Origin of the sequence: Caballeronia udeis, from assembly GCF_001544555.2 — a bacterium.
Taxonomy (GTDB): Bacteria; Pseudomonadota; Gammaproteobacteria; order Burkholderiales; family Burkholderiaceae; genus Caballeronia; species Caballeronia udeis.
On record NZ_FCOK02000013.1, the window covers coordinates 43180 to 64099 of the forward strand.

Genomic DNA, 20920 nt, shown 5'->3' on the forward strand with positions numbered 1-20920 from the left:
TGGAGCAATCATCGTGGAACTGTTGAGCTATATGCGGTTGTTCGTGGAAGTGGCGCGGACCAAAAGCTTCAGGGGCGCGGCCGAAGCGCTCGACATGCCCAACTCAACGCTGTCGCGGCATATATCGGAGCTGGAGAAGGCGATTGGCCTGCAGTTGCTGCATCGCTCGACACGCAAGGTCGAGCTCACCGCCGCGGGCGAGGTGTATTTCAAGCGGTGCCAGAGCATTGTCGAAGAGGCGCGCATTGCGCACGAATCCCTGCTTGATGTGGTGGAGCGGCCTAGCGGCACGCTGCGGATATCGATGCCGGTTGATCTCGCGACCGGTCATCTCGCGCCGATCCTGAGCGATTTCGCCAAGGCTTATCCGCTGATCAGTTTTGAATTTGACGTGACGCCGCGGCGCGTGGATCTGCAGAGCGATCCGTTCGACCTCGCCATTCGCATCGGAGCGCCGCCGACGACTCCGTCCACGCTCGTCGCACGGCAGATCGCGCTGTTGCCGCGTTATCTCTATGCATCGCCCGGTTATCTCAAGGCTGCCGCGCCGCTCACTCATCCCGACGACCTGACGAAACACGTGTTGTGCATCGGACAAGCAATGACGAGCCAGGAGGAGGCCTGGAGAACCTTTTATCGCGGGGAAGAGGAGGTCAATGTGATGATCGCATCGCGCTTCAGGATGAACAGCGTTGGCCTGAGCCGTGAGCTGGCTGTATCGGGTGTGGGTATTGCCGTGCTCGATACCGACCTCGCGCATGAGGATGTGGCGTCGGGACGTTTGCGGCGGGTACTGCCGGAGTGGAGTCTTGCGCCGGTCCCGGTACACGCGATTACCGACACGCGACTCTTGCCGGCAAGGACCCGTTTGTTCATCGACTTCATCAAGGCACGGCTGAATTAGTGGGGTCTTTGGCGTCAGATGTCTCGTCCCCGCACTACCGGCAGGCGTAGCATATGAACCGGCCCCACATCCTTCTCGTTGAACCTGTGAGTCAGTGCGCGCGGTCGCTCAGACAGTAAGAAAGGTAAGAAGGGAAAGTAAGGCAGGAGAAAGGGAACCGAGCCTCAACGTTCTTATCCGCTAATGGTATTGCCGCTTCTCGATCAACCGGGAGACGCCGTGACAGCCGTTCAAAAGATCTGGGGTGTACTGGTAGGCAAGCCGCTCGATCCTCTCGATCCGCGCACGCGCCATGTGATCGCCGTCACGCCTCTGCTTGCTTGGGTCGGGCTGGGTGCCGACGGTTTGTCCTCCTCCTGCTACGGTCCCGAAGAAGCGTTCCTGGCGCTCGGTCAGCACACGCCGCTGGCGTTGATCCTTGCCCTGGCGACCGCGGCGACCGTCTTTATCATCGCGCTGGGCTACAACCAGGTCATCGAGCTGTTTCCGACTGGCGGAGGCGGATACCGGGTGGCGACTGCGTTGCTGGGATCAAGCCCGGGGCTTGTCTCGGGGGCCGCGCTGCTGGTCGACTATGTGCTGACAATCGCGACATCGCTCGCGAGCGGTGTCGACGCGTTCTTCAGTTTGTTGCCGGTCAGCGCGCAGGCATTCAAACTCGCGACCGAACTGACGTTGATCGTCCTGATGACCGGCCTGAATTTCCGCGGCATGAAGGAATCGATCCTTGTGCTGTTGCCTATCTTCCTCGGCTTTGTCGTGCTGCATCTCGGACTGATCATCTATGGCGTAGCGGTTCACAGCGATCATCTGGCGGCCGTCGTGCCGGGCGCCGTGGCGGAAGCGCACAGCATGTCGCACACGCTCGGGCCGCTCGTGGTCGTGGCGCTGCTGATGCGGGCGTTCTCGCTGGGCGGCGGGACCTACACGGGGCTGGAAGCCGTGTCGAACAACGTCAACATGCTGGCCGATCCGCGTGTACCGAACGGCAAGGTGACCATGTTCTACATGGCCACGTCACTGGCGTTCACGGCGGGCGGCATCATCCTGCTTTACATGTTGTGGCATGCCCAGCCGGTCGAAGGCCAGACGCTCAACGCGGTGGTGTTCGGCAGCGTGATCGAGCACCTGGGACTGGGCTCGGCGTTCGCTCGTCATGCCTTGCTGGCGGTTGTGCTGGCGCTTGAAGCGGGATTGCTGCTGGTCGGTGCGCAAACGGGCTTTCTGGATGGCCCCGCGGTGTTGTCGAACATGGCTTCCGATTCATGGGTGCCACGCCATTTCCGCGACCTGTCCACGCGCCTGGTCAGGCAGAACGGCATTGTGGTGATGGGCATAGCAAGCCTCGTGATCCTGATGTGGACAAAAGGCAATGTAGACATCCTCGTCGTGCTGTACAGCATCAACGTGTTCCTGACCTTCAGCTTGTCGCTGCTCGGTTTGTGCACGTACTGGTGGCAGCATCGCCACGACGGGCGGGGCTGGGTGAGGCCGTTCGTGCTGTCGGCGCTGGGTCTCTCTGTGACGAGTGCCGTGCTGGTCATCACGCTGATCGAGAAGTTCACGGCAGGCGGCTGGCTGACTGTGCTGGTGACCAGCGCAGTGATCGCCGCGTGTTTCCTGATCAAGCGCCATTACAGCGACACGCGTGCGCAGCTCGCTCGCGAAGATTCGCTTTTCTCGGACCTGCAGCTCGCTGCCAGCGAACCCGACGTCGCTAAGCCGGACCCGTCCCGGCATACTGCGATCCTGCTGGTCGGCAAGCATCGCGGGGCCAGCATGCATGCGCTTTTGTGGGTCAACCGACTGTTTCCCGATCACTTCAAGAACTTTATCTTCCTCGCCGTTGGCGAGGTCGACGCGCAAAGCTACGAAGGCGCGGAGCACTTGGAGCGGCTGCAGAAAACGATCCAGTCATCGCTTGAGTATTATGTTTCGTACTGCCGCCGGCACGGCATTCCGGCTGACTACCGGATTGCCTTCGGCACGCATCCCATAGGCGAATTCATGAAACTCGCGGAGGCTACGATGGACGAGTTTCCAGACAGCGTGTGTTTTGCCAGCAAGCTGATTTTCAAGCGCGTCAATTTCCTGACCGCATGGTTGCACAACCAGACGCCGGTCGAAATCCAGACGCGCCTGCATCAGCAGGGCAAGCAGATGGTGCTGTTGCCGATGAACGTAGGGTGAGGGTGACAATTCGTGAACCGTAGTTGTATGCGCGGGCGGTTATGCTCACGCGTTACCGCGTACCCCTACGCCGGTGCGCCATACATTCTGCGCAATTCCAGATTCACCTTGAGCACCTTGATCAGCGGCTCGCCCACCAGACCGCCAAACGGGGCGACGAGCTGCCCAGCCTGCGGTCCGGTAGCATAGCGTGCAATCGGCTCCAGCATGCGGGCCACGCGATCGAACAGTAGATAGTTCGTATAACTTATTGTGGGTGACTCGGACGCCGTGAAAATGTATATAAAAATAAATGAATCCCATGTTTACCCGGAATTTTGATGCCGGATCCGGTCAATCGGTCAGCCCGGTTCGCCAGGGTGACGGACGGTGCAATCGGCAGGCGGATCAGCGGGCGCGCGGCACTGGCGCTATGCTACCGGTTCCGCCCAACCAAGGACCAATGTCATGAAACAGTCACCAGGATCCATGATCACCTACCAACGCCCTGACGGGAAGGACGTCCAGGGTTACCTCGCCAAACCGCAGAAACTGGAGGGCGCGCCTGCCATTGTCGTGATTCAGGAGTGGTGGGGCTTGAACGACCAGATTCGCGGCGTGGCGGACCGCTTCGCGCAGTCCGGTTATCTGGTGCTGGTCCCCGATCTTTTTCGCGGAAAAACCACCGTCGAAGAGCAAGAGGCAAACCATCTGCTGGGCGAGCTGGACTTCGCCGATGCGGCCGGCCAGGACATCGCCGGCGCCGTGAAATACCTTAAGGCGCATTCGGAGCGGGTCGGCGTGACCGGCTATTGCATGGGCGGCGCACTCACGCTTCTGGCCCTGTGTCATGTCCCTGACATATCCGCCGGGACGGTGTGGTATGGCTTCCCGCCGCTCGAATACGTCGATGCGTCGAAGATCACGGCGCCCGTGCTCGGTCACTGGGCCACGCAGGATGAGTTCTTCCCGGCTGAAACGGTTGACGCACTGGAGAGCAAGCTGAGTGAGGCCAAGGTCGATGTGGAGTTTCATCGCTACCTTGCGCGTCATGCGTTCGCCAATGAGACAGCCGTTGGTCCGGGCCGTATTGCCAGGACCCAGTTCGACCCGGTCTGGTCGCAATTGGCGTGGGACCGGACGCTGACCTTCTTCGGCCGCACGCTGTGGCCGCACGCCGGCTAGCGCCGCGGGGAGGGGCGTTCGACCAGCGGCGAAGCGGTGCGCCGCTGGGTCGGACTCTCGCGAGTGTGCTGCTTACAAGACCTCAAACACGCTGTACACCGGCCCATACGGGAACCAATGTCCCGCACCTACGGCGATGATCCGGTTCAGCCATTCATGCTTTCCGGCGACGCCAGTCCGTATGACGAATCTGAAGGCTGCGTGTTAATTAGATTGCCCAAGCTATTTAAGCGGCGAAAAGTCCGTGGGCCGCATGATCCGCGACTCCATGCTGACGAAAATATCCAGCGCTTTAACCTTGCTGCCGAATGCCTGCCAGCGGCTGTCGGCGGCCATCCTGTCGCGGCGCTCAAGCCGGTCGTCCAGGCTCTTGTATGCCCAGATATGAACGATCTGACTGATGTCGCCAATCTCTGTCGTGAAGAACCCAACCAGTTCGCCCAGGAATTCCTGCTGAAGCGGCAGCCCCTCGCTTTTGTACAACGCAAGCCATTCAGCACCGCGCAACGGTTTGAAGGTATAGGTTCGGATTTCGTAAAGCATGAGTTATCTCCCGGGTTTTTATAACAAGGGTTAGGACGCGGTCCGTCCGCCATTGATCCTGAGCACTTCGCCGGTCATGAAGCTCGACTTGCCTGACGAAACAAACACAATGGCATCGGCGATTTCTTCGGGCGTCCCAGCGCGTTTAAGCGGGACGGCCGCGAGAAAGGCCGCCTTGCGTTCCGCATCCGCCAGCAGCCGATTCAGCATTGGCGTCTCCACGGGGCCCGGGGCGACAGCATTGACCCGTACACCGAACGCTGCGGCCTCAAGCGCCGCAGATTTCGTGAGGCCCTCGACCGCGTGCTTGCTGGCCACGTAGAGGGACGCGCCGGCCGCGCCACGCGCGCCCATTGTCGACGATATGTTGACGATACTGCCGCTGCCTTGCGCATTCATCACGCGCAGTTCGTGTTTCATGGACAGCAGCGTACCGAGCACATTGCTGTCGAAGACGGCTGCGTAGCGTTCGGGCGTCTGCTCCACCACGGGCACTGATTCGCCTTCAGCGCCAGCGGCGTTGACCGCCACATCAAGCCTTCCGAAGCGGGCTACCGCGCCGTCGACGAGATTGCGCACATCGTCTTCGAAACGGACATCCGCCTGAATGAACTCGGCTTCCACGCCAAGGGCGATCAGCTCGGCGGCGAGCGTCCGGCCTTCTGCAACGCGGCGGCCCGACACGACAATCCGCGCGTTCTCGCCGGCGAATGCAAAGGCGGCGGCGCGACCGATGCCGGTCAGCGCGCCCGTGATAAGTACAACAGGATGGTTCGTCATTGAGTTGCTCTCCTTGATCGGGCAGCGCGAAAGAGGGTTCTGGTGATCGCACTGTCATTCATCTGGTGCCGGCGTCCGTGATCGGGCCCCGGCGCGGTTGCCTACACGGTCACCACGATCTTGCCGAACTGGCCGTTGGTTTCCAGATAGCGATGCACGTCGACCATTTCGTCGAACGTGAAGGTGCGATCGATCACCGGTTTGAGCGCGCCGCTCTCGAGCCCCTTGAGCACGAACTCCACGACGGCCTTGCGACGTGTTGCGTCACCGCTCGTCAGCCAGATGTTGTGAGCCTTGACGGTGATCATCTTCGCGATCATGTCCAGCACGGGCAGGGGCGTCACACCCTCGCTGAGCGCGCCATAGATGTATGCAATGCCCTGGAACGACAGCGCGGAAATCAGCTTCGCGAAGGTCGGGCCGCCGACCGGATCGAACGCGACGCGCGCGCCCTGACCGCCTGTGATTCGCATGACTTCTTCGACCAGGTCGGTCTCGTCCGTGACGATCACGTGCGCCGCGCCCGCATCGAGCAACTGCTGCTTCTTGTCGGCCTTGCGTGTTGTTGCAATGGACGTCGCCCCGGCGTAGTTGGCAATCTGGATCGCTGCGAGTCCGACGCTGCTGGACGCTGCCGGGATGATCACAAAATCGCCCTTGCTCACCTTCGCATCTTCGATAAGTGCGCCATACGCCGTCACGAACATCATCCAGATCGATGCAGCCTCGGCATACGAAAGCGATTCCGGGTGTTCAACGACCGCGTGGTCCGGCGCAATGATGACTTCACCGTACGTGTGGTACTGGTTCATCGAGAATGACGGAATCAGGTTGACCTTGTCGCCCGGCGCGAAGCGGGTAACGTCGCTGCCCACTGCGTCGACAATACCCGCTGCTTCGTATCCGAGCCCGGCCGGGAACTTGACCGGTTCAACGTAGGTGTCCACGCGCCACATCGCTTCGGCGCGATTGATGCCTATTGCCTTGACGGTGATGCGAACTTCGGCCGGACCGGGAGCGGGCACTTCTGTCTCGACAAATTCGAGGACTTCAGGGCCGCCGGCCTTGGCAAACTTGATCGTGCGTGACATGAGACTCTCCAGGGTAATTGGGTCCAGGCAGAGCGCCGAAGCGCCGTTCGGTTCACACGGCTTCTGCGACTTCTACAGTAGGCAGACTAGCGCGGAAATCCGAGCAATGCTTTTCTTCTCCGCCCCGGAATGCGGCGCGGACACAAGGCGTAAGCGACGGCCGGTCAGGACCCGCGCCAGGTTTTATGCGGTGGCGCTCGGCCGGGCAGAGACCTCGTCGTACCATCGGCGAAATGCGGTGTGTTCTGCCGGGATTGGCATCTTCAGCGCGTTGGCCGCGAAGTCGACCGTGACCAGCGTGGTGATGTCCGCTGCCGAGAATTCATCGCCGGCAACGAACCGGACCGTCTCGAGCCGTTCGTTGAAGTCGGAGAAAAAATCTACCACGCGTTGTTTGCTGCGTTCGACCAGTTCGGGAATCTGTTCATAAGCGTGCGGTCCGGACAAAGCGCGGCCTTTCAGTCCGGCAACCGCGTTGCGCACGCCTTCCATGACCGGCGCGAAGCCGTCGAGTTCTGCGCGGCGTTCCCACATGGTGACGAGCGCCTTCGACTCTGGCGTTGTCCCCAGCAATGGGGTCTGGCGGTACGCTTCTTCCAGATAACGCCAGATGGCGAGCACTTCCGCGATCATGGGTCCACCGGCCAGGACGAGCGCCGGGACCTGGCTGCGTGGATTGATTGCACGGTAGGCATCGGAAAACTGCTCCTTCGTACCCAGGTCGACCGGCTTCGTCGGGATATCGATTCCCTTCTCTGCGATGAAGATGCGCACACGGCGTGCGTTCGGCGAGCCTTTCGACTCGTACAGTACGGGAGTGGAGAGTGTCATTTGAATTGTCCTTTGATGTTTTTTAAATGTGGATACCTGATCAATCAGGTTTTTCACGCACTATGAAAAAAGGTTTGGTCTAGAGTTTCGAACCACCGTCCACACGCAGCGTTTCGCCGGTAATCCAGCGCGCCGCATCCGATGCCAGAAACGCGACTGCGCTGCCAATGTCGTCCGGTTGCGCGACCCGTTTCAGCGCTTGCATACCGAGCGTGGCTTCGCGTTCCGCGTCAGTCTTCATGAAGCCCGACATGTCGGTTTCAACTACACCGGGCGCTACCGCATTCACGCGAATACCACGCTCGCCGAGTGCCGAAGCGAAGTGTTTGACTAGTGTATCGACCGCGCCCTTCGTCGCCGCATATGCCGGGAGCGTACCCACTGCTGCATGTGCCGCGAGCGAGGAGAGCAGGACCACGCTGCTGCCTTTGCACATCACCGGCAGCAACTGCTGCACGAGGAAATAGGGAGCGCGCACGTTCACGGCAAACAGGTTGTCGAAATCTTCTACCGTCGTTTCTTCGATGCTTGCTGCTTTTGAAACGCCGGCATTCGCCACCAGAATATCCAGACGATGGCCAATGACCGCACGTACGCGTTTCGCGAGAGCGTGCGGGCCGTCCGCGTCGCGAAGATCGGCCGCCACTTTCTGGGCATTGCCGCCGGCCGCGCGAATTTCCGCAACCACCGCGTCGGCGGCCTTCTCTCCGCTGCTGTAGTGGACCAGCACTTGCGCGCCCTGGCTTGCCAGCGCAAGCGCACTTGCCCGGCCGATGCCGCGTGAAGCGCCTGTCACGAGCGCGGTTTTTCCGGCGAGGTTGGTCATGATCAGGCTCCTGTCAGTTGGATGAAAACAATCAGGTAATTCATTGCTTCGTGCCTAACCGCGGTTTTCTGCGATATAGATGAAAGATATGGAGCGAGGCGCTTGCAATTGCCGCTTCGTCTCCGTCTGGTACGTAATCTAGTGGGCTCTTGCGGAAAGTAAAAAGACTTTGTAGGCTGGCGGGCATGCCTGCGAGGCATGACTGCCAGGTATGACTCAAGTGAAGGAAGCGTATGGAGCTTCGACATCTGCGGTATTTCATCGCTGTCGCCGAGACCGGTAGCCTTACCGTTGCGGCCGAGCGCCGCCTGTACACATCACAACCTTCGCTTAGCCGGCAGATCCGTGATCTGGAAGAGGAGGTTGGAGCGGAACTGTTCAACCGTGGTTCGCGTGGAGTCGAGTTGACGGCGGCCGGCAAGGCTTTTCTTGACCATGCGCGCTTAGCGCTGACCCAGGTCGACGCCGGTATCGAGGCGGCGCGGCGTGCCGCGCAACCAGCAAAACAGGTCTTTGCGCTCGGTTTCCTGACCGGTCAGGAAATGACCTGGCTGCCGCGCGCCATGCAGGTGCTGCGCGATGAACTGCCGAACATCGACGTGACGGTATCGAGCGACTATTCGCCGGATCTTGCCGATGCGCTCGCACGCGGCAAGCTCGATCTCGCGTTCCTGCGCGCCGAACCGGGGTTCGATCTGGACTATCGTGTGGTCAGCCGCGAAAAGCTGATTGCGCTGATGCCTAGTGATCATCCGCTCACCGGGCGAACGACGATCCGCCCCGGGGACTTCGTGGGCGAGCCCTTCATCATGGCGTCGAACAAGGCGAAGGTGCTACATGAAGTGATCGACCGGTATCTACTGCAGAGCGGGGTAAATATCACGCCCGAACAGGGCGTCGACAATCTGGCGATGGCCATGTCGCTTGTATCGTCCACGCGTGGGCTGGCGCTGATGCCGGAGTATGCGAACAACCTGCTGCCCTGGTCCGTAGTTAGCCGGCCGCTTGAGGGCGAGGCGCCGACGATCGACCTTGTGATCGGCTACAGCAGGTCCAACACCTCGGCCATCCTGAAGTTATTTCTCTCAAGAGCGGACGAGCTGGTGATGCCCGCGGCGGCTTGATCCCGGTGTGCCTGGCCACGGTCTTGATTGACAATCCGTCGATCCTTGCGTTCGATCGGGCCTAACCGAGCGCCATTAACGATTCCACTCCGCGCAGGGTATTGCGTTGCCGCCACTGCAGCGCGTCGAGATTCGTGATGCGCAGATCCGGCAGCCGCGAGAAGAGGGCACCTAGCCCTGTTTCGAGTTCCAGCGTCGCGAGCCGCGCACCCAGGCAGTGGTGAATGCCGGCGCCGAATGAAAGCAACCGGCCCAGCGCGGGACGCCCGATATCCAGTTCATCCGGCCTCTCGAACTGGTCCGGATCGCGATTCGCGGAACCGGCCATCATGAACACTATTGTGCCGCGCGCGATCGGGTGGCCCGCCGCCTCCAGGTCTTCAAACGCCGTACGCACGATCACTTGGACCGAGCTGTCGAATCGAAGACACTCTCCAACCGCCTTGGGCAGGAGCGATGTATCGCCCTTGAGCAACGCAAGCTGCTCAGGATGACGGTGCAACGCTATCAGTGCATTACCCAGCATGTTCGACGTCGTCTCATGCCCGGCCACGAACAGCAGAAGCACGTTCGAGATGATCTCGTCATTGGTGAGCGACTCGCCGGCTTCCTCGGCACGAAGCAGCGCGGACACGAGATCGTTGCCTGGTTTCGTACGCCGCTCTTCGACCACCCCCGCGAAATAGCGTTCCAATGCGAGCGTTGCTTCGTTCGCCGCAGCAAGGTGCGCGGCGTCCATGGGCGCTGTTTCCAGCGCGTTGCCGAAGTGACTCGCCGCCGCGCCGAACTTGACGCCATCTTCAACAGGCACGTCGAGTAGCCGGCAGATGACGTTCACCGGCAAGGGCAACGCGTAGTCGCTGACCAGGTCGAAATTCGCGCCGGGTTCGAGCGCGTCGATCAGGTGATCCGCCGTGCTTTGCACTACGTCGCGAAGCAGGTCGATCTGGCGCGCGTTAAAAGCCGCCATGAGGAGACTGCGCAGGCGCGTGTGCACAGGGGGGTTCGTCATGAGGAACATGCGGCTAAGCGCCTGGAACACCGGCTGCCCGGGTCCGCTTTCACCGTATCGCGCGACCACGCTGGGCATATAGGTCTTCCCTATGCGTCGATCGCGCAGCAGCGCGTCCACCACCGCATAGCGACCGGTTATCACGACGTTGGGCGCCAGCGGAACCAGTGCGCCCTCGGAGCGAAGCCGTTCATAGACGGGGTAGGGGTTTTCAAAGAAAGCAGGGGATGACAGGTCGCTGAATTTCATGGGAGGCATGGGTAAGTGGGGAAACCGCGAACGGAGGCCAGGCGTGCGCCTTACGCACGGTGAACACGTACCCGGGCCGGTTTATTCCATTGAGTCCTTTCGTTGCTGCGAGCGTTGTTGAAAAATGGAAAGGCGGATGGATAGAATGTTGAACATAGGTGTAAGTAGTAGCGTAAGCCTACGACCCTAACCCTACGAAATTCCGCATGCTGGCCGGACCGCGGCCAAGCCATGCAACTCAACCTTTAACAATAGTTCTTTGCAGGATGATGATGGGCGCGCAGATTCGAGAAATGGTGTTGGCCGACTATGAGGCCGTGGTGGCACTCTGGAAGAGTACGCCGGGTGTCGACATCCGCCCCGTTACCGACAGCCGCGACGGGATTGAACGCTTACTTGCCAGAAACCCTGGTCTGAGCGTCGTCGCAGTCAATAACGGCGAGCTTGTGGGCTGCGCCCTGGCCAGTCACGATGGCCGCCGTGGATTCCTCCAGCATGTCGTGGTTGCTCAGGATTTGCGGGGGCAGGGTCTCGCCCGGGCGATGATCGGAAGGTGTCTCGAGCGCCTTCGGGAGCACCATCTGGGAATGGTGCACCTGGATGTTGTTGTTGATAACGAAACCGCCATGGCTTTTTGGCAGAAGGCGGGCTGGCATCGCGTCGACACGCTGACCCGGCTGTCGCTTGCGCTTTAGGCATCGGCTAGCCTGGCCTTATTGACACTGAATAAAGCGCCGCGACAAACTCGCCTACCGGGTCTCCAGGGGATCAAGCCGGTCGCGGCGCAAGAAAAGAATGACCGGCACGAGGGTTAGAACTGCCAGCACCAGCGGTCCGATTGTCTTGCCCGCATCATGCGACACCCATCCGACGATCGCGTCACACGCCTGTATCAACGCCAATAACAAACCCAGCACCACGATACCGTTATGCGAGCGCCTGGCTGTCGCGGCCAGCGCCGCAAAGGCGAGCGGCACGCTACGCGCAACGGCGTACATGGCGGCGGCCTCCATTGGCTGCTGGCTCATCAGTATTGCCAGCGAAAAGGCTACGCTGGTCAGCGCGTTCAGGCAGGTGATCGACGCGCAAAGGTAGAAGAGGGTTTTCGTTCTCATTGGGAATAGTTCACATAGTGAATGATATGTTCAATGTACTATTCCTTCATGAAACAAGCAAGTCACCTGACCAATACCGCCGGTTACATGCTCAGCAAGCTTGGGCAGGCCGTGACTGAGGAGTTTGCCGAGCGATTGCGCAAGCTTGGGCTGCGGCCAAGGCATTGCGGTCTGCTGGCGGCTATTCGCAGCATGCCGATGACCTCCCAGCTCGCGCTTGGCCGGGCATTGAACGTGGTGCCGAGCGCGATCGTGCCGATGATCGACGACCTGGAGGCGCTCGATGCGATCATCCGCGTGCCGGATGAGGCAGACCGTCGCCGCTACGCGATCCAGCTCACGCCGAAGGGCGCGGCATTGCTGCAACAGGCGACCGCGATCGCGCTGAAACTCGACGACGTTATGCTGGATTCCCTGGAAAAGGACGAGCGGGATACGCTTCGCCGACTTCTGGAAAAGTTGTCCGTGCGCCCACCGGGGAGGTGAGCGCGGGCGAAAAGCACGGCAACCTGTGCACGCCTCGTCCGCATCGCTCAATTGTTCGTTTCTGGTAAACCCCAGCTTCAATCCGGCTGATGGCGGTTATCAAGCGGTTTAGCGTGTTTTCGCTTGTGTTTCCACTTCAACTCGCCGTGCAACTTGCGATAGTCTTTTGGACATGAAGACAACTCCGGATCACTGCTGTCGGGTTTTCGGTTCGCCCTGGGCGGATGTCTATTGCACGGACATTGAGAGTGCTCGCCATTACGGCAAACACTGGCACGCAACCTTCGGTCTCGGGTTGCTGGAAAGCGGCGCGCAAAGCTCCGCTAGCGGACTGGGGCAGGTCGAGGCTTACGCGGGCAACCTGATTACGACCAACCCAGGTGAAGTGCATGACGGCCGCCCGTTAGGCGGCGCGTCGCGTCGCTGGCGCATGGTGTACCTGGAGCCTCGCGTAATAGCTTCCATGCAGGGCGACCCTCAGTCTTGCGCGGCCCCGGATGTAGCGCTTACCCGCCCTGTCATAGAAGACGAGAGGCTTCGTGCTGCGCTGCAGGAATTGTTTCGTCGCGTCGAATGCAGTAGCCCCGGACAGCAGCCGACGCGCACCCATATTCTTGCCTGTGAAGAATCCCTGGTCCAGACCTGTGCGCTTCTATTGAATGTCCATTCCACCACGCCAACCGCCCGCGAGATTGGGGGCGATATAAGGCGAGTTCGCGAGCGGCTTGGCGATGACCTGCTTGATCCGCCAACGCTCACCGAACTGGCCGTCATGTCCGGCCTGAGTAAATACCAGGTGCTGCGCCGCTTCGAAAAGACTTATGGCGTGCCGCCGCATGCGTGGTTGTTGCAACAACGCGCCGAGCACGCGCGAGGTTTGATTCGCAAGGGGCTCAGCCTCGCGCAAGCGGCCGCGTCTTGCGGTTTCGCGGATCAGAGCCACATGACGCGGCTTTTTATCCGTTACTTTGGATTCACGCCCGGTGCGTGGCAGAAAGCTACCGCGCGTGCGCTGCAATAACGTTCAAGACGCACCCTGGGTTCAATCGTGACACTGGACCACCTACTTGAAGGAGGTCTGGATTCATGGATGCATATGTACACGGTTATCACCCGGACGAGAACGAGCGCCTGAAAAACCAGGCGCAAACGCTAACCGGGTTGCTGCACTTCGACACGGTTTATCCTGCCGGGCACACGGTGCTGGAGGCGGGATGTGGCGTTGGCGCGCAGACAGTGGCGCTGGCTGCGCGCAGTCCGGACGCACGATTTACCTCCATCGACATCCGTTCGGAGTCCATTGACGCCGCGCGGCAAAGGACCCGCGCGGCGGGACTGACGAATGTCACGTTCGAGCAAGCCGATATTTTTTCGCTACCGTTCGAAGCCGAGTCTTTCGATCACGTTTTTGTCTGTTTCGTGCTGGAACATCTCGAGCAGCCAATGGAAGCGCTTGAGCGGCTTAAACGCTTGCTCAAGCCGGGCGGCACCATCACGATCATAGAAGGGGACCACGGCTCGACGTATTTTCATCCGGACAGCCCGGCGGCTCGTGCGGCCATTCAGTGCCAAATCACATTGCAAGAGCAGGCGGGCGGCAATGCGCTTATTGGCAGGCAGTTATATCCGCTGATGAACGCGGCCGGTTTTAGCCAGGTTCGCGTGTCGCCGCGCATGGTGTACGCGGACTCGAGCCGGCCCGATCTGGTGGATGGATTCACACGGAAAACCTTCACCGCAATGATCGAGGGCGTGCGCGCACCAGCGGTATCTGCCGGCCTGATCGAACCGGACGATTTCGATAAGGGCATCATGGATCTTCATCGGACCACGCTGGACGATGGCGTGTTTTGCTACACGTTCTTTAAGGGCGTGGGGAAGAGGTGAAATCGGTTGGGGGCAATGCAAGGCTGCCACCGGGTTTGGTGCTTCGATGGCCGCCTGGATTACCTACTTGACCGTGAAGCTGTAATGCCCCTGGGTGCGGTGCCCGTCGTCGGCGACTGCAATCCAGGCAACCGAATAAACGCCGGGCGTCAATGCATTCAGTGTGACCGACATGTGTTTCTTGTCCGCTGGATCGACCACGGACTTGGCGCTGGTGACCGGTTTGCCCTGGGCATCGGTGACCGTGATCGAACTGAACGCGGGCTCGAGTCCATCGTCGAATTCAATCGCCACTTCCTTTTGCGAAGTCGATACGGTGGCTCCCGCGCCCGGCTCCTGGTGTTGTGGATACGCATGCGCGTGAGCAAGGGGCGCACTTGCAAGAGCGGCGGCAGCGATCAACGTGCGCACGATGATGGAGTTCATAAGAGTGATTTTCATGGATTGAAGAGCGGCTTGCCGACAGAGTCAGGGAAGATATCGTCGAAATACAGATGTGCTTGAAGCAGGATGCCGACGTGGTTGCCGGTCGCTCGATTGACCGGAATCTGCGCTTCTATACCTAGCTGGCCATAGCGGTTGAGCCAGATGAAACCGGGATTGATGGTTCCCGTTGTATGGCCGGAGCACGGACCGGCGGTGCACGTATTCATCGGGAATTCGACCACCGGAATCAGGTTGGCGAATGGCTGCGGCAAGCCAAGGTCTTTCACTTGCTGCTGCAGATACGGAATGCTGTACTGGATCGTCGTGCCCCAGTCGAGCGAGTTCGGTGACGATCGCGACGTTGTCAGGTTCGGTCCGATTTCACCCGTGATCGCGAATGGTTTCAGGAAACCGAGACTGGCGGGAAGGTCGCCGAACCCCTTGCCGAAATAGACCGTCGGCGTGATGGTGGAAGACGAATCGCCAATCGCGCGGGCACCCGTTCCACCCAGGTCCGCGAGCACGCCTACCGAGGCCATGAACTCATGGCGAGGGTTCGAGTACGCCAGATACTTCAGGCCAAGCGTGACGTTGTCGAAGCCCTTTGCCGAGCCGCCGTTGGGCGCGTTCTGCGTCACGTAGGCACTGGCAATGCTGAACGCCAGGTTCGATGTAATCAGCTTGTCCCATTCGAACGAGGCCGTGTTGACGTTCATGTTGTCGCCGTCGTCGGTCGGGCTTTTGATGTGGCCGTACTGGAAGTCGAATTCATCGCCGACACCGGGATCGTCTACGGCCATCGTCGCCGGGAAGACCCGGTCGCCGACAACCGCGTGCGCCCAGGCGCCGGATGAACCCGCAAGGCAGGCGGCGCCGGCCGCCCACATAAGAGCGGCGCGTGCAGGCGCCACGTGCCGCTTGAGAAGCGTACGCATCGTGTTTTTCCTTTGTCATGGTCATTGTGAGCGCGCTATTGAACGCCGTCGCGTTGGGTACGCGACGGCGTCGTGCCGCTGTCTGCGGCACGAGCGATAGGCACGAAATGGCTCAGGAAACGACAGGAGGCGCGCGAGGCTGGGCGGCAATGAAAAGCGGCAACGCGCGAACGGCTGCGCGTACCACGGGAAGCGGAGCAGCAGTCACCGACACGGCGGCGGCAAAGGCCACCGTCGAACCGGTCAGGACAGGAAAGTGAGCGAGCAGGCCGCAATAAGCGCAAGCCTGCCAGTGCAGCGCACCGGAATGCGAGGAAGAGTCGCTGTTGCCCGCTTCACTGAAGGCCGGGTCAGCGGAGCAATACGTGCTGAGCGCCTGGCCCAGCCGGTCATGCGAGGCTAGCGCATGCGAGACCGTCGGCGCGATCGAAGTCATCAGGATTGCAAGCAATCCCAGGATACTTCCGATCTTCAGTAAGCGACGGCGGAACATGCTGTGATGAGCACCGGACGGTCGATGATATTGGGCCGATTATGCCACGCGTCATGGCTGCAACTTCGGTGTTTTTCTGGCCTGGCTGGATGGCCGGTTAAGCCGTCTGCGAACAACTGAAACTCCTGGGCGAAGTATCAACGCCGCTGAAAAGCAGCGGTCATGTTAACGGCTAAGGGAGCGTCGAAACTGCCAGCAATTTTTACTTTTTCCTTTCGAACTTTCGACATGACACGGATTCCGGTCAAGCAGGAAAGATGCGTCCTGGGCGTCGTGAATATTGACGCTTTGCATATTTCCTTTTGACGGACTGGCGCCTTGGTAATTCGCCGCCCTCCGCGCGTTAGCTACCACACCAGTCTTATTCCTCTGTTGCGGCTTACCCGCTAACGCCTCGCCTGACGAGGCGGCACAACAGGCCGGCTGCCCAGCTCGGCTCCCCGCACGGATAAATCCGCAAGCCTTCCGAACACCCCCGCGCCCCGCCTGGCTTTCCTCGCGTCTTTACGCTTTATTTATATCCTCGCCAGCTCTCTTGTCCGGCCGTTTACGCGCGATCAACTAACCTTCAGCACGTCCAAATCCGCTACGGGAGATCAAAACAATGGACCTGCTATATATCGCCGGCATCATCGCCTTCTGGGCATTGTGCGCGGCCCTGACCATCGGTTGCGACAAATTGCGTCGCGCTCCGGGAGGTCGCCCATGACCACCTGGATGCTGTTACTGGCAGGTGCTTCGACTCTGCTCTTGTTCGTGTACCTCGTGTATGCACTATTGCGTGCGGAGGATCTGGAATGAACGCCAATACCACATTTCAAATGGGTTTTTATATCGTCGTGCTGATCGCGCTTGCGATTCCGCTCGGCCGATACATGACCTCCGTGCTCGACGGCTCGTCAGTCGTTGTCCGACGCATCGGCCGCCCGGTCGAAGCGCTGCTGTACAAGCTTGCAGGCGTGGACGAAAAGTCCGAAATGTCGTGGAAGCACTACGCATTCGCCGTGCTGGCGTTCAACGCACTCGGCGTGCTCGTCGTGTTCGGATTCATGCGCTTGCAACAGTGGCTGCCGTCCAACCCGCAGGCTTTCGGTCCCATGACCCCGGACGCCGCGTTCAACACGGCAGTCAGCTTCGTGACCAACACGAACTGGCAAGACTACACGCCTGAGTCCACTGCAAGCTACCTGTCGCAGATGGTCGGCCTGACCGTGCAGAACTTCTTCTCGGCCGCGACCGGCATTGCTGTTGTCGTCGCGCTGATCCGCGGCTTCGCACGTCATACCGCAACGACCATCGGCAACTTCTGGGTCGACATCACGCGCATCACGCTGTACATCCTTGCGCCGATTGCGACGGTCATCGCGCTGGTGTTCGTGAGCCAGGGTGCGATCCAGAACTTCGAGTCGTACCAGGATGTCGCCACGCTGCAAGTGACGACTTACCAAACGCCGAAGACCGACGCGCAGGGCAATGCGGTCAAGGATGCCAAGGGCAATCCGGTGATGGTGGACAACAAGGCCGACAAGCAGACGATCGCCATGGGCCCGGTTGCCTCGCAGGAAGCCATCAAGATGCTCGGCACGAATGGAGGCGGATTCTTTAACGCCAACTCCGCGCATCCGTACGAAAACCCGACGCCGTTCTCCAACTTCGTCCAGATGATCGTGATGCTCGTCATTCCGGCGGCGTTGTGCGTGGTGTTCGGACGCATGGTGGGCGACAAGCGGCAGGGCTACGCAATCCTCGCTGCAATGACGATTGCATTCGGTATCGCGTGTTGGGGTGAGATCTCGTTCGAGCAGGCCGGCAATCCGCTGTTCACGTCGCTGCATGTCGATCAAAGCGCATCCGCAATGCAGTCAGGCGGCAACACCGAAGGCAAGGAAACACGCTTTGGTATTGCGCAGTCGGGCATCTTCACGGTCGCCACCACGGCTGCATCGTGCGGTGCCGTGAACAACGCGCATGACTCGCTGACGCCTATGGGCGGCTTCGTACCGCTGTTGTTGATCCAGCTGGGTGAAGTGATCTTCGGCGGCGTAGGGTCCGGCTTATACGGGATGCTCGTCTTCGCCATGCTCGCGGTGTTCGTCGCCGGCCTGATGATCGGCCGCACGCCTGAATACATCGGCAAGAAGATCGAGTCGTACGAGATGAAGATGGTGGCGATCGTCGTGTTGCTGACGCCGTTCCTGGTCCTGCTCGGTGCGTCGATTGGCGTGCTGACGACCGCGGGCACAGCGGGCATAGCCAACCCCGGGCCGCACGGATTCTCCGAGATTCTCTACGCCTATAGCTCTGCTGCCAACAACAACGGCAGCGCCTTCGCGGGCCTCACGGTCAGCACGCCGTTCTACAACATCACGACCGGCATTGCCATGTGGTTTGGCCGCTTTGGTTCGATTATCCCGGTGCTGGCCATTGCCGGTGCGCTTGCCGCTAAAAAGCGTATTGCCACCACGGCCGGCAGCTTGCCGACCCACGGTCCGCTGTTCGTCGTGTTGCTGCTCGGCACAGTCGTGCTGGTGGGCGCACTGACGTATGTACCCGCGCTTGCGCTGGGTCCCGTGGTCGAGCATCTGATGATGCTCTCGGGCAAATAAGCGGTCACTGATACAGAGGAAAGTATGAACACAATTGTCAAACCGCCAGTGAAAACGCCGAACAAGACACCGGAGAAAACGCCGGAGCCGAGTGGCCATTCACGCTCGGCAGCCCGTTCGATGTTCGACCCCGCCATCGTCGTACCGGCGATTGCGGACTCGTTCAGGAAACTGAGCCCGCGTACGCAACTGCGTAACCCGGTGATGTTCTGCGTCTACATCGGCAGTATCCTGACCACGGTGTTGTGGGTCGCGGCACTCTCGGGGCAGGCTGAAGCCCCGGCAGGCTTTATTCTCGCGGTCTCGCTGTGGCTGTGGTTCACGGTGCTGTTCGCGAACTTCGCTGAAGCACTGGCCGAGGGTCGCTCGAAAGCGCAGGCAGCGTCGCTGCGCAGCGCCAAGCGCGACGTGATGGCGAAGAAGCTGGAGTCGGCGAACCCGAAGTCGGCGCTGCGCATCACGACGGCAACGGAGCTGCGCAAGGGCGATATCGTCCTCGTGGAAACGGGCGACGTGATCCCGGCGGACGGTGAAGTAGTCGATGGCGTAGCGTCAGTCGACGAGTCCGCGATCACAGGTGAATCCGCACCGGTGATCCGCGAATCAGGCGGTGACTTTACCGCGGTGACCGGCGGTACCCGTGTGCTGTCGGACTGGATCGTGGTGCGGGTGACGGTCAATCCGGGCGAGGCGTTTCTCGACCGCATGATCGCGATGGTGGAAGGCGCCAAGCGTCAAAAAACGCCTAACGAAATCGCGTTGACCATCTTGCTCGTGGCACTGAGCCTGGTGCTGTTGTTCGCGACTGCCACGCTGCTGCCGTTCTCCATCTTCTCGGTCGCCGCAGTGAAGGCCGGCCACGTGGTGACGATCACCGCGCTGGCCGCCCTGCTGGTCTGCCTGATCCCGACCACTATCGGCGGACTGTTGTCTGCCATCGGTGTGGCCGGTATGAGCCGGATGATGCAGGCGAACGTGATTGCGACTTCCGGCCGTGCAGTGGAAGCCGCGGGTGACGTCGACGTGCTGTTGCTCGACAAGACCGGCACGATCACGCTGGGCAATCGTCAGGCATCCAGCTTCGTACCGGCTCCGGGTCTCTCGGAGCAGGACCTGGCCGACGCTGCGCAGCTCGCGTCCCTCGCGGACGAAACGCCTGAAGGGCGCAGTATTGTCGTGCTCGCGAAGCAGCGCTTCAATATTCGCCAGCGCGAGATGGCTTCGCTCCATGCGACCTTCCTGAGCTTCACGGCACAGACGCGCATGAGCGGCGTCGACTTGCCCGATCGCGAGATTCGCAAGGGTGCGGCGGACGCGGTCAAGACGTACGTTGAACGTCATGGCGGCCGTTATCCGCAGGAAGTATCCAATGCGGTCGATGAAATCGCGCGTCGCGGCAGCACGCCGCTGGTGGTGGCCGACCGGCGCGAAGAAGGTGCGCGCGTGCTGGGCGTGATCGAGTTGAAGGACATCGTCAAGGGCGGCATCAAGGAGCGTTTCGCCGAGCTGCGCAAGATGGGTATCAAGACCGTGATGGTGACGGGCGACAACCGCCTGACCGCTGCGGCGATTGCGGCTGAAGCCGGGGTTGACGACTTCCTCGCGGAAGCCACGCCTGAAGCGAAGCTCGCGACCATCCGCTCGTATCAGGCGGAAGGCAGGCTGGTCGCGATGACCGGCGACGGTACCAACGACGCACCGGCGCTGGCGCAGGCCGACGTCGCGGTGGCGATGAACACCGGCACGCAGGCGGCGAAGGAAGCCGGCAACATGGTCGACCTCGATTCGAACCCGACCAAGCTGATCGAGATTGTCGAGATCGGCAAGCAGATGCTGATGACGCGCGGCTCGCTGACGACGTTCTCGATCGCCAACGACGTGGCCAAGTACTTCGCCATCATCCCGGCCGCGTTTGCATCGACGTACCCGCAATTGCGCGTGCTCGACATCATGCACCTGACGTCGCCGTCGTCCGCCATCTTGTCCGCCGTGATCTTCAACGCGTTGATCATTGTGGTGCTGATCCCGCTGGCGCTGAAGGGCGTGAAGTACCGGCCGCTCGGCGCCGCTGCATTGCTGCGCCGCAATCTGCTGGTGTACGGCCTCGGCGGGATCTTGCTGCCGTTCCCGTTCATCAAGCTGATCGACATGATTCTGACGGCGTTTGGCTGGGCCTGAACGTCAGCCGGCGTGAGCCGGGTGTGGTGCTGAACACCACGCCCGGCAACTGCTGACACCCTGGCTCTTATCACAATCTA

General features: G+C 60.6%; 22 protein-coding genes. 11 read left to right on the top strand and 11 right to left on the bottom strand.

What is annotated here, in order from left to right:
* Positions 1-13: 13 nt before the first annotated feature.
* Together AWB69_RS12095 and AWB69_RS12100 are read left to right on the top strand one after the other, a co-directional pair.
* Positions 14-904: a LysR family transcriptional regulator gene (locus AWB69_RS12095; RefSeq protein ID WP_062085140.1), complete on the top strand. Its 891-nt coding sequence runs from the start codon at positions 14-16 to the stop codon at positions 902-904.
* Between the two features lie 183 nt (positions 905-1087).
* Positions 1088-3094 carry an APC family permease gene (locus AWB69_RS12100; protein WP_407923031.1) on the top strand — a complete coding sequence of 669 codons (2007 nt, stop codon included), beginning with the start codon at positions 1088-1090 and terminating at the stop codon, positions 3092-3094.
* 65 nt (positions 3095-3159) lie between these two features.
* Here AWB69_RS12100 and AWB69_RS48635 read toward each other — a convergent pair whose 3' ends face one another.
* Entirely contained in the window at positions 3160-3303 is a 144-nt protein-coding gene (locus AWB69_RS48635; protein ID WP_197500216.1) for a hypothetical protein, read from the bottom strand.
* A gap of 238 nt (positions 3304-3541) precedes the next feature.
* Between AWB69_RS48635 and AWB69_RS12105 the strand changes: the two genes are divergently transcribed.
* Positions 3542-4258, top strand: coding sequence for a dienelactone hydrolase family protein (locus AWB69_RS12105; protein ID WP_062085141.1), 717 nt, complete (start codon positions 3542-3544; stop codon positions 4256-4258).
* 222 nt (positions 4259-4480) lie between these two features.
* On the opposite strand, the gene AWB69_RS12110 is transcribed toward AWB69_RS12105, so the two are convergent.
* From AWB69_RS12110 to AWB69_RS12130, 5 genes are all read right to left on the bottom strand, one after another.
* The gene (locus tag AWB69_RS12110) at positions 4481-4801 is read right to left on the bottom strand and encodes an NIPSNAP family protein (RefSeq protein ID WP_062085142.1); all 321 of its coding nucleotides are present in this window, start codon (positions 4799-4801) and stop codon (positions 4481-4483) included.
* A gap of 30 nt (positions 4802-4831) precedes the next feature.
* Positions 4832-5581, bottom strand: a complete 750-nt coding sequence (locus tag AWB69_RS12115) for an SDR family NAD(P)-dependent oxidoreductase (RefSeq protein ID WP_062085143.1) — start codon at positions 5579-5581, stop codon at positions 4832-4834.
* Between the two features lie 101 nt (positions 5582-5682).
* On the bottom strand, positions 5683-6672 hold the full coding sequence (locus tag AWB69_RS12120; RefSeq protein WP_062085144.1) for a zinc-dependent alcohol dehydrogenase family protein: 990 nt from the start codon (positions 6670-6672) through the stop codon (positions 5683-5685).
* Positions 6673-6855: 183 nt separating this feature from the next.
* Positions 6856-7503: a glutathione S-transferase gene (locus AWB69_RS12125; RefSeq protein ID WP_062085145.1), complete on the bottom strand. Its 648-nt coding sequence runs from the start codon at positions 7501-7503 to the stop codon at positions 6856-6858.
* A 79-nt stretch (positions 7504-7582) separates the two neighbouring features.
* Complete coding sequence (locus AWB69_RS12130) at positions 7583-8329, bottom strand: SDR family NAD(P)-dependent oxidoreductase (RefSeq protein WP_062085146.1); 747 nt, start codon at positions 8327-8329, stop codon at positions 7583-7585.
* A gap of 233 nt (positions 8330-8562) precedes the next feature.
* On the opposite strand from AWB69_RS12130, the gene AWB69_RS12135 reads away from it, so the two are divergent.
* Positions 8563-9453, top strand: coding sequence for a LysR family transcriptional regulator (locus tag AWB69_RS12135; RefSeq protein ID WP_062085147.1), 891 nt, complete (start codon positions 8563-8565; stop codon positions 9451-9453).
* A gap of 61 nt (positions 9454-9514) precedes the next feature.
* Here AWB69_RS12135 and AWB69_RS12140 read toward each other — a convergent pair whose 3' ends face one another.
* Complete coding sequence (locus AWB69_RS12140) at positions 9515-10714, bottom strand: cytochrome P450 (RefSeq protein ID WP_062085148.1); 1200 nt, start codon at positions 10712-10714, stop codon at positions 9515-9517.
* 272 nt (positions 10715-10986) lie between these two features.
* Between AWB69_RS12140 and AWB69_RS12145 the strand changes: the two genes are divergently transcribed.
* Positions 10987-11409, top strand: a complete 423-nt coding sequence (locus tag AWB69_RS12145; protein WP_062085220.1) for a GNAT family N-acetyltransferase — start codon at positions 10987-10989, stop codon at positions 11407-11409.
* Positions 11410-11463: 54 nt separating this feature from the next.
* On the opposite strand, the gene AWB69_RS12150 is transcribed toward AWB69_RS12145, so the two are convergent.
* Positions 11464-11829 carry a hypothetical protein gene (locus AWB69_RS12150; RefSeq protein WP_156528820.1) on the bottom strand — a complete coding sequence of 122 codons (366 nt, stop codon included), beginning with the start codon at positions 11827-11829 and terminating at the stop codon, positions 11464-11466.
* 33 nt (positions 11830-11862) lie between these two features.
* Between AWB69_RS12150 and AWB69_RS12155 the strand changes: the two genes are divergently transcribed.
* From AWB69_RS12155 to AWB69_RS12165, 3 genes are all read left to right on the top strand, one after another.
* Complete coding sequence (locus AWB69_RS12155) at positions 11863-12315, top strand: MarR family winged helix-turn-helix transcriptional regulator (protein WP_062085150.1); 453 nt, start codon at positions 11863-11865, stop codon at positions 12313-12315.
* A 172-nt stretch (positions 12316-12487) separates the two neighbouring features.
* Entirely contained in the window at positions 12488-13336 is an 849-nt protein-coding gene (locus AWB69_RS12160) for a helix-turn-helix transcriptional regulator (RefSeq protein WP_062085151.1), read from the top strand.
* 65 nt (positions 13337-13401) lie between these two features.
* Positions 13402-14202 (top strand): methyltransferase domain-containing protein, encoded by an 801-nt coding sequence (locus AWB69_RS12165; RefSeq protein WP_062085152.1) that lies wholly within the window; start codon positions 13402-13404, stop codon positions 14200-14202.
* 63 nt (positions 14203-14265) lie between these two features.
* Here the strand turns inward: AWB69_RS12165 and AWB69_RS12170 are convergent, their stop codons facing one another.
* The 3 genes from AWB69_RS12170 to AWB69_RS12180 all read right to left on the bottom strand — a co-directional run bounded on the left by AWB69_RS12170 (position 14266) and on the right by AWB69_RS12180 (position 16056).
* Positions 14266-14628 (bottom strand): copper resistance CopC family protein, encoded by a 363-nt coding sequence (locus AWB69_RS12170; protein WP_082913365.1) that lies wholly within the window; start codon positions 14626-14628, stop codon positions 14266-14268.
* An 11-nt stretch (positions 14629-14639) separates the two neighbouring features.
* Positions 14640-15563: a hypothetical protein gene (locus AWB69_RS12175; RefSeq protein ID WP_062085154.1), complete on the bottom strand. Its 924-nt coding sequence runs from the start codon at positions 15561-15563 to the stop codon at positions 14640-14642.
* 112 nt (positions 15564-15675) lie between these two features.
* Positions 15676-16056, bottom strand: a complete 381-nt coding sequence (locus AWB69_RS12180) for a DUF2946 domain-containing protein (protein ID WP_062085155.1) — start codon at positions 16054-16056, stop codon at positions 15676-15678.
* Positions 16057-16761: 705 nt separating this feature from the next.
* On the opposite strand from AWB69_RS12180, the gene AWB69_RS12185 reads away from it, so the two are divergent.
* From AWB69_RS12185 to kdpB, 3 genes are all read left to right on the top strand, one after another.
* A complete protein-coding gene (locus tag AWB69_RS12185) occupies positions 16762-16857 on the top strand; it encodes a potassium-transporting ATPase subunit F (RefSeq protein ID WP_035566418.1) in 96 nt (31 codons plus the stop codon).
* Positions 16854-18662, top strand: a complete 1809-nt coding sequence (gene kdpA / locus AWB69_RS12190) for a potassium-transporting ATPase subunit KdpA (protein ID WP_062085156.1) — start codon at positions 16854-16856, stop codon at positions 18660-18662. The genes AWB69_RS12185 and kdpA overlap by 4 nt, the downstream gene beginning before the upstream one ends.
* Before the next feature lie 120 nt (positions 18663-18782).
* Complete coding sequence (gene kdpB / locus AWB69_RS12195; protein ID WP_062085221.1) at positions 18783-20840, top strand: potassium-transporting ATPase subunit KdpB; 2058 nt, start codon at positions 18783-18785, stop codon at positions 20838-20840.
* The last annotated feature ends 80 nt before the right edge of the window (positions 20841-20920 follow it).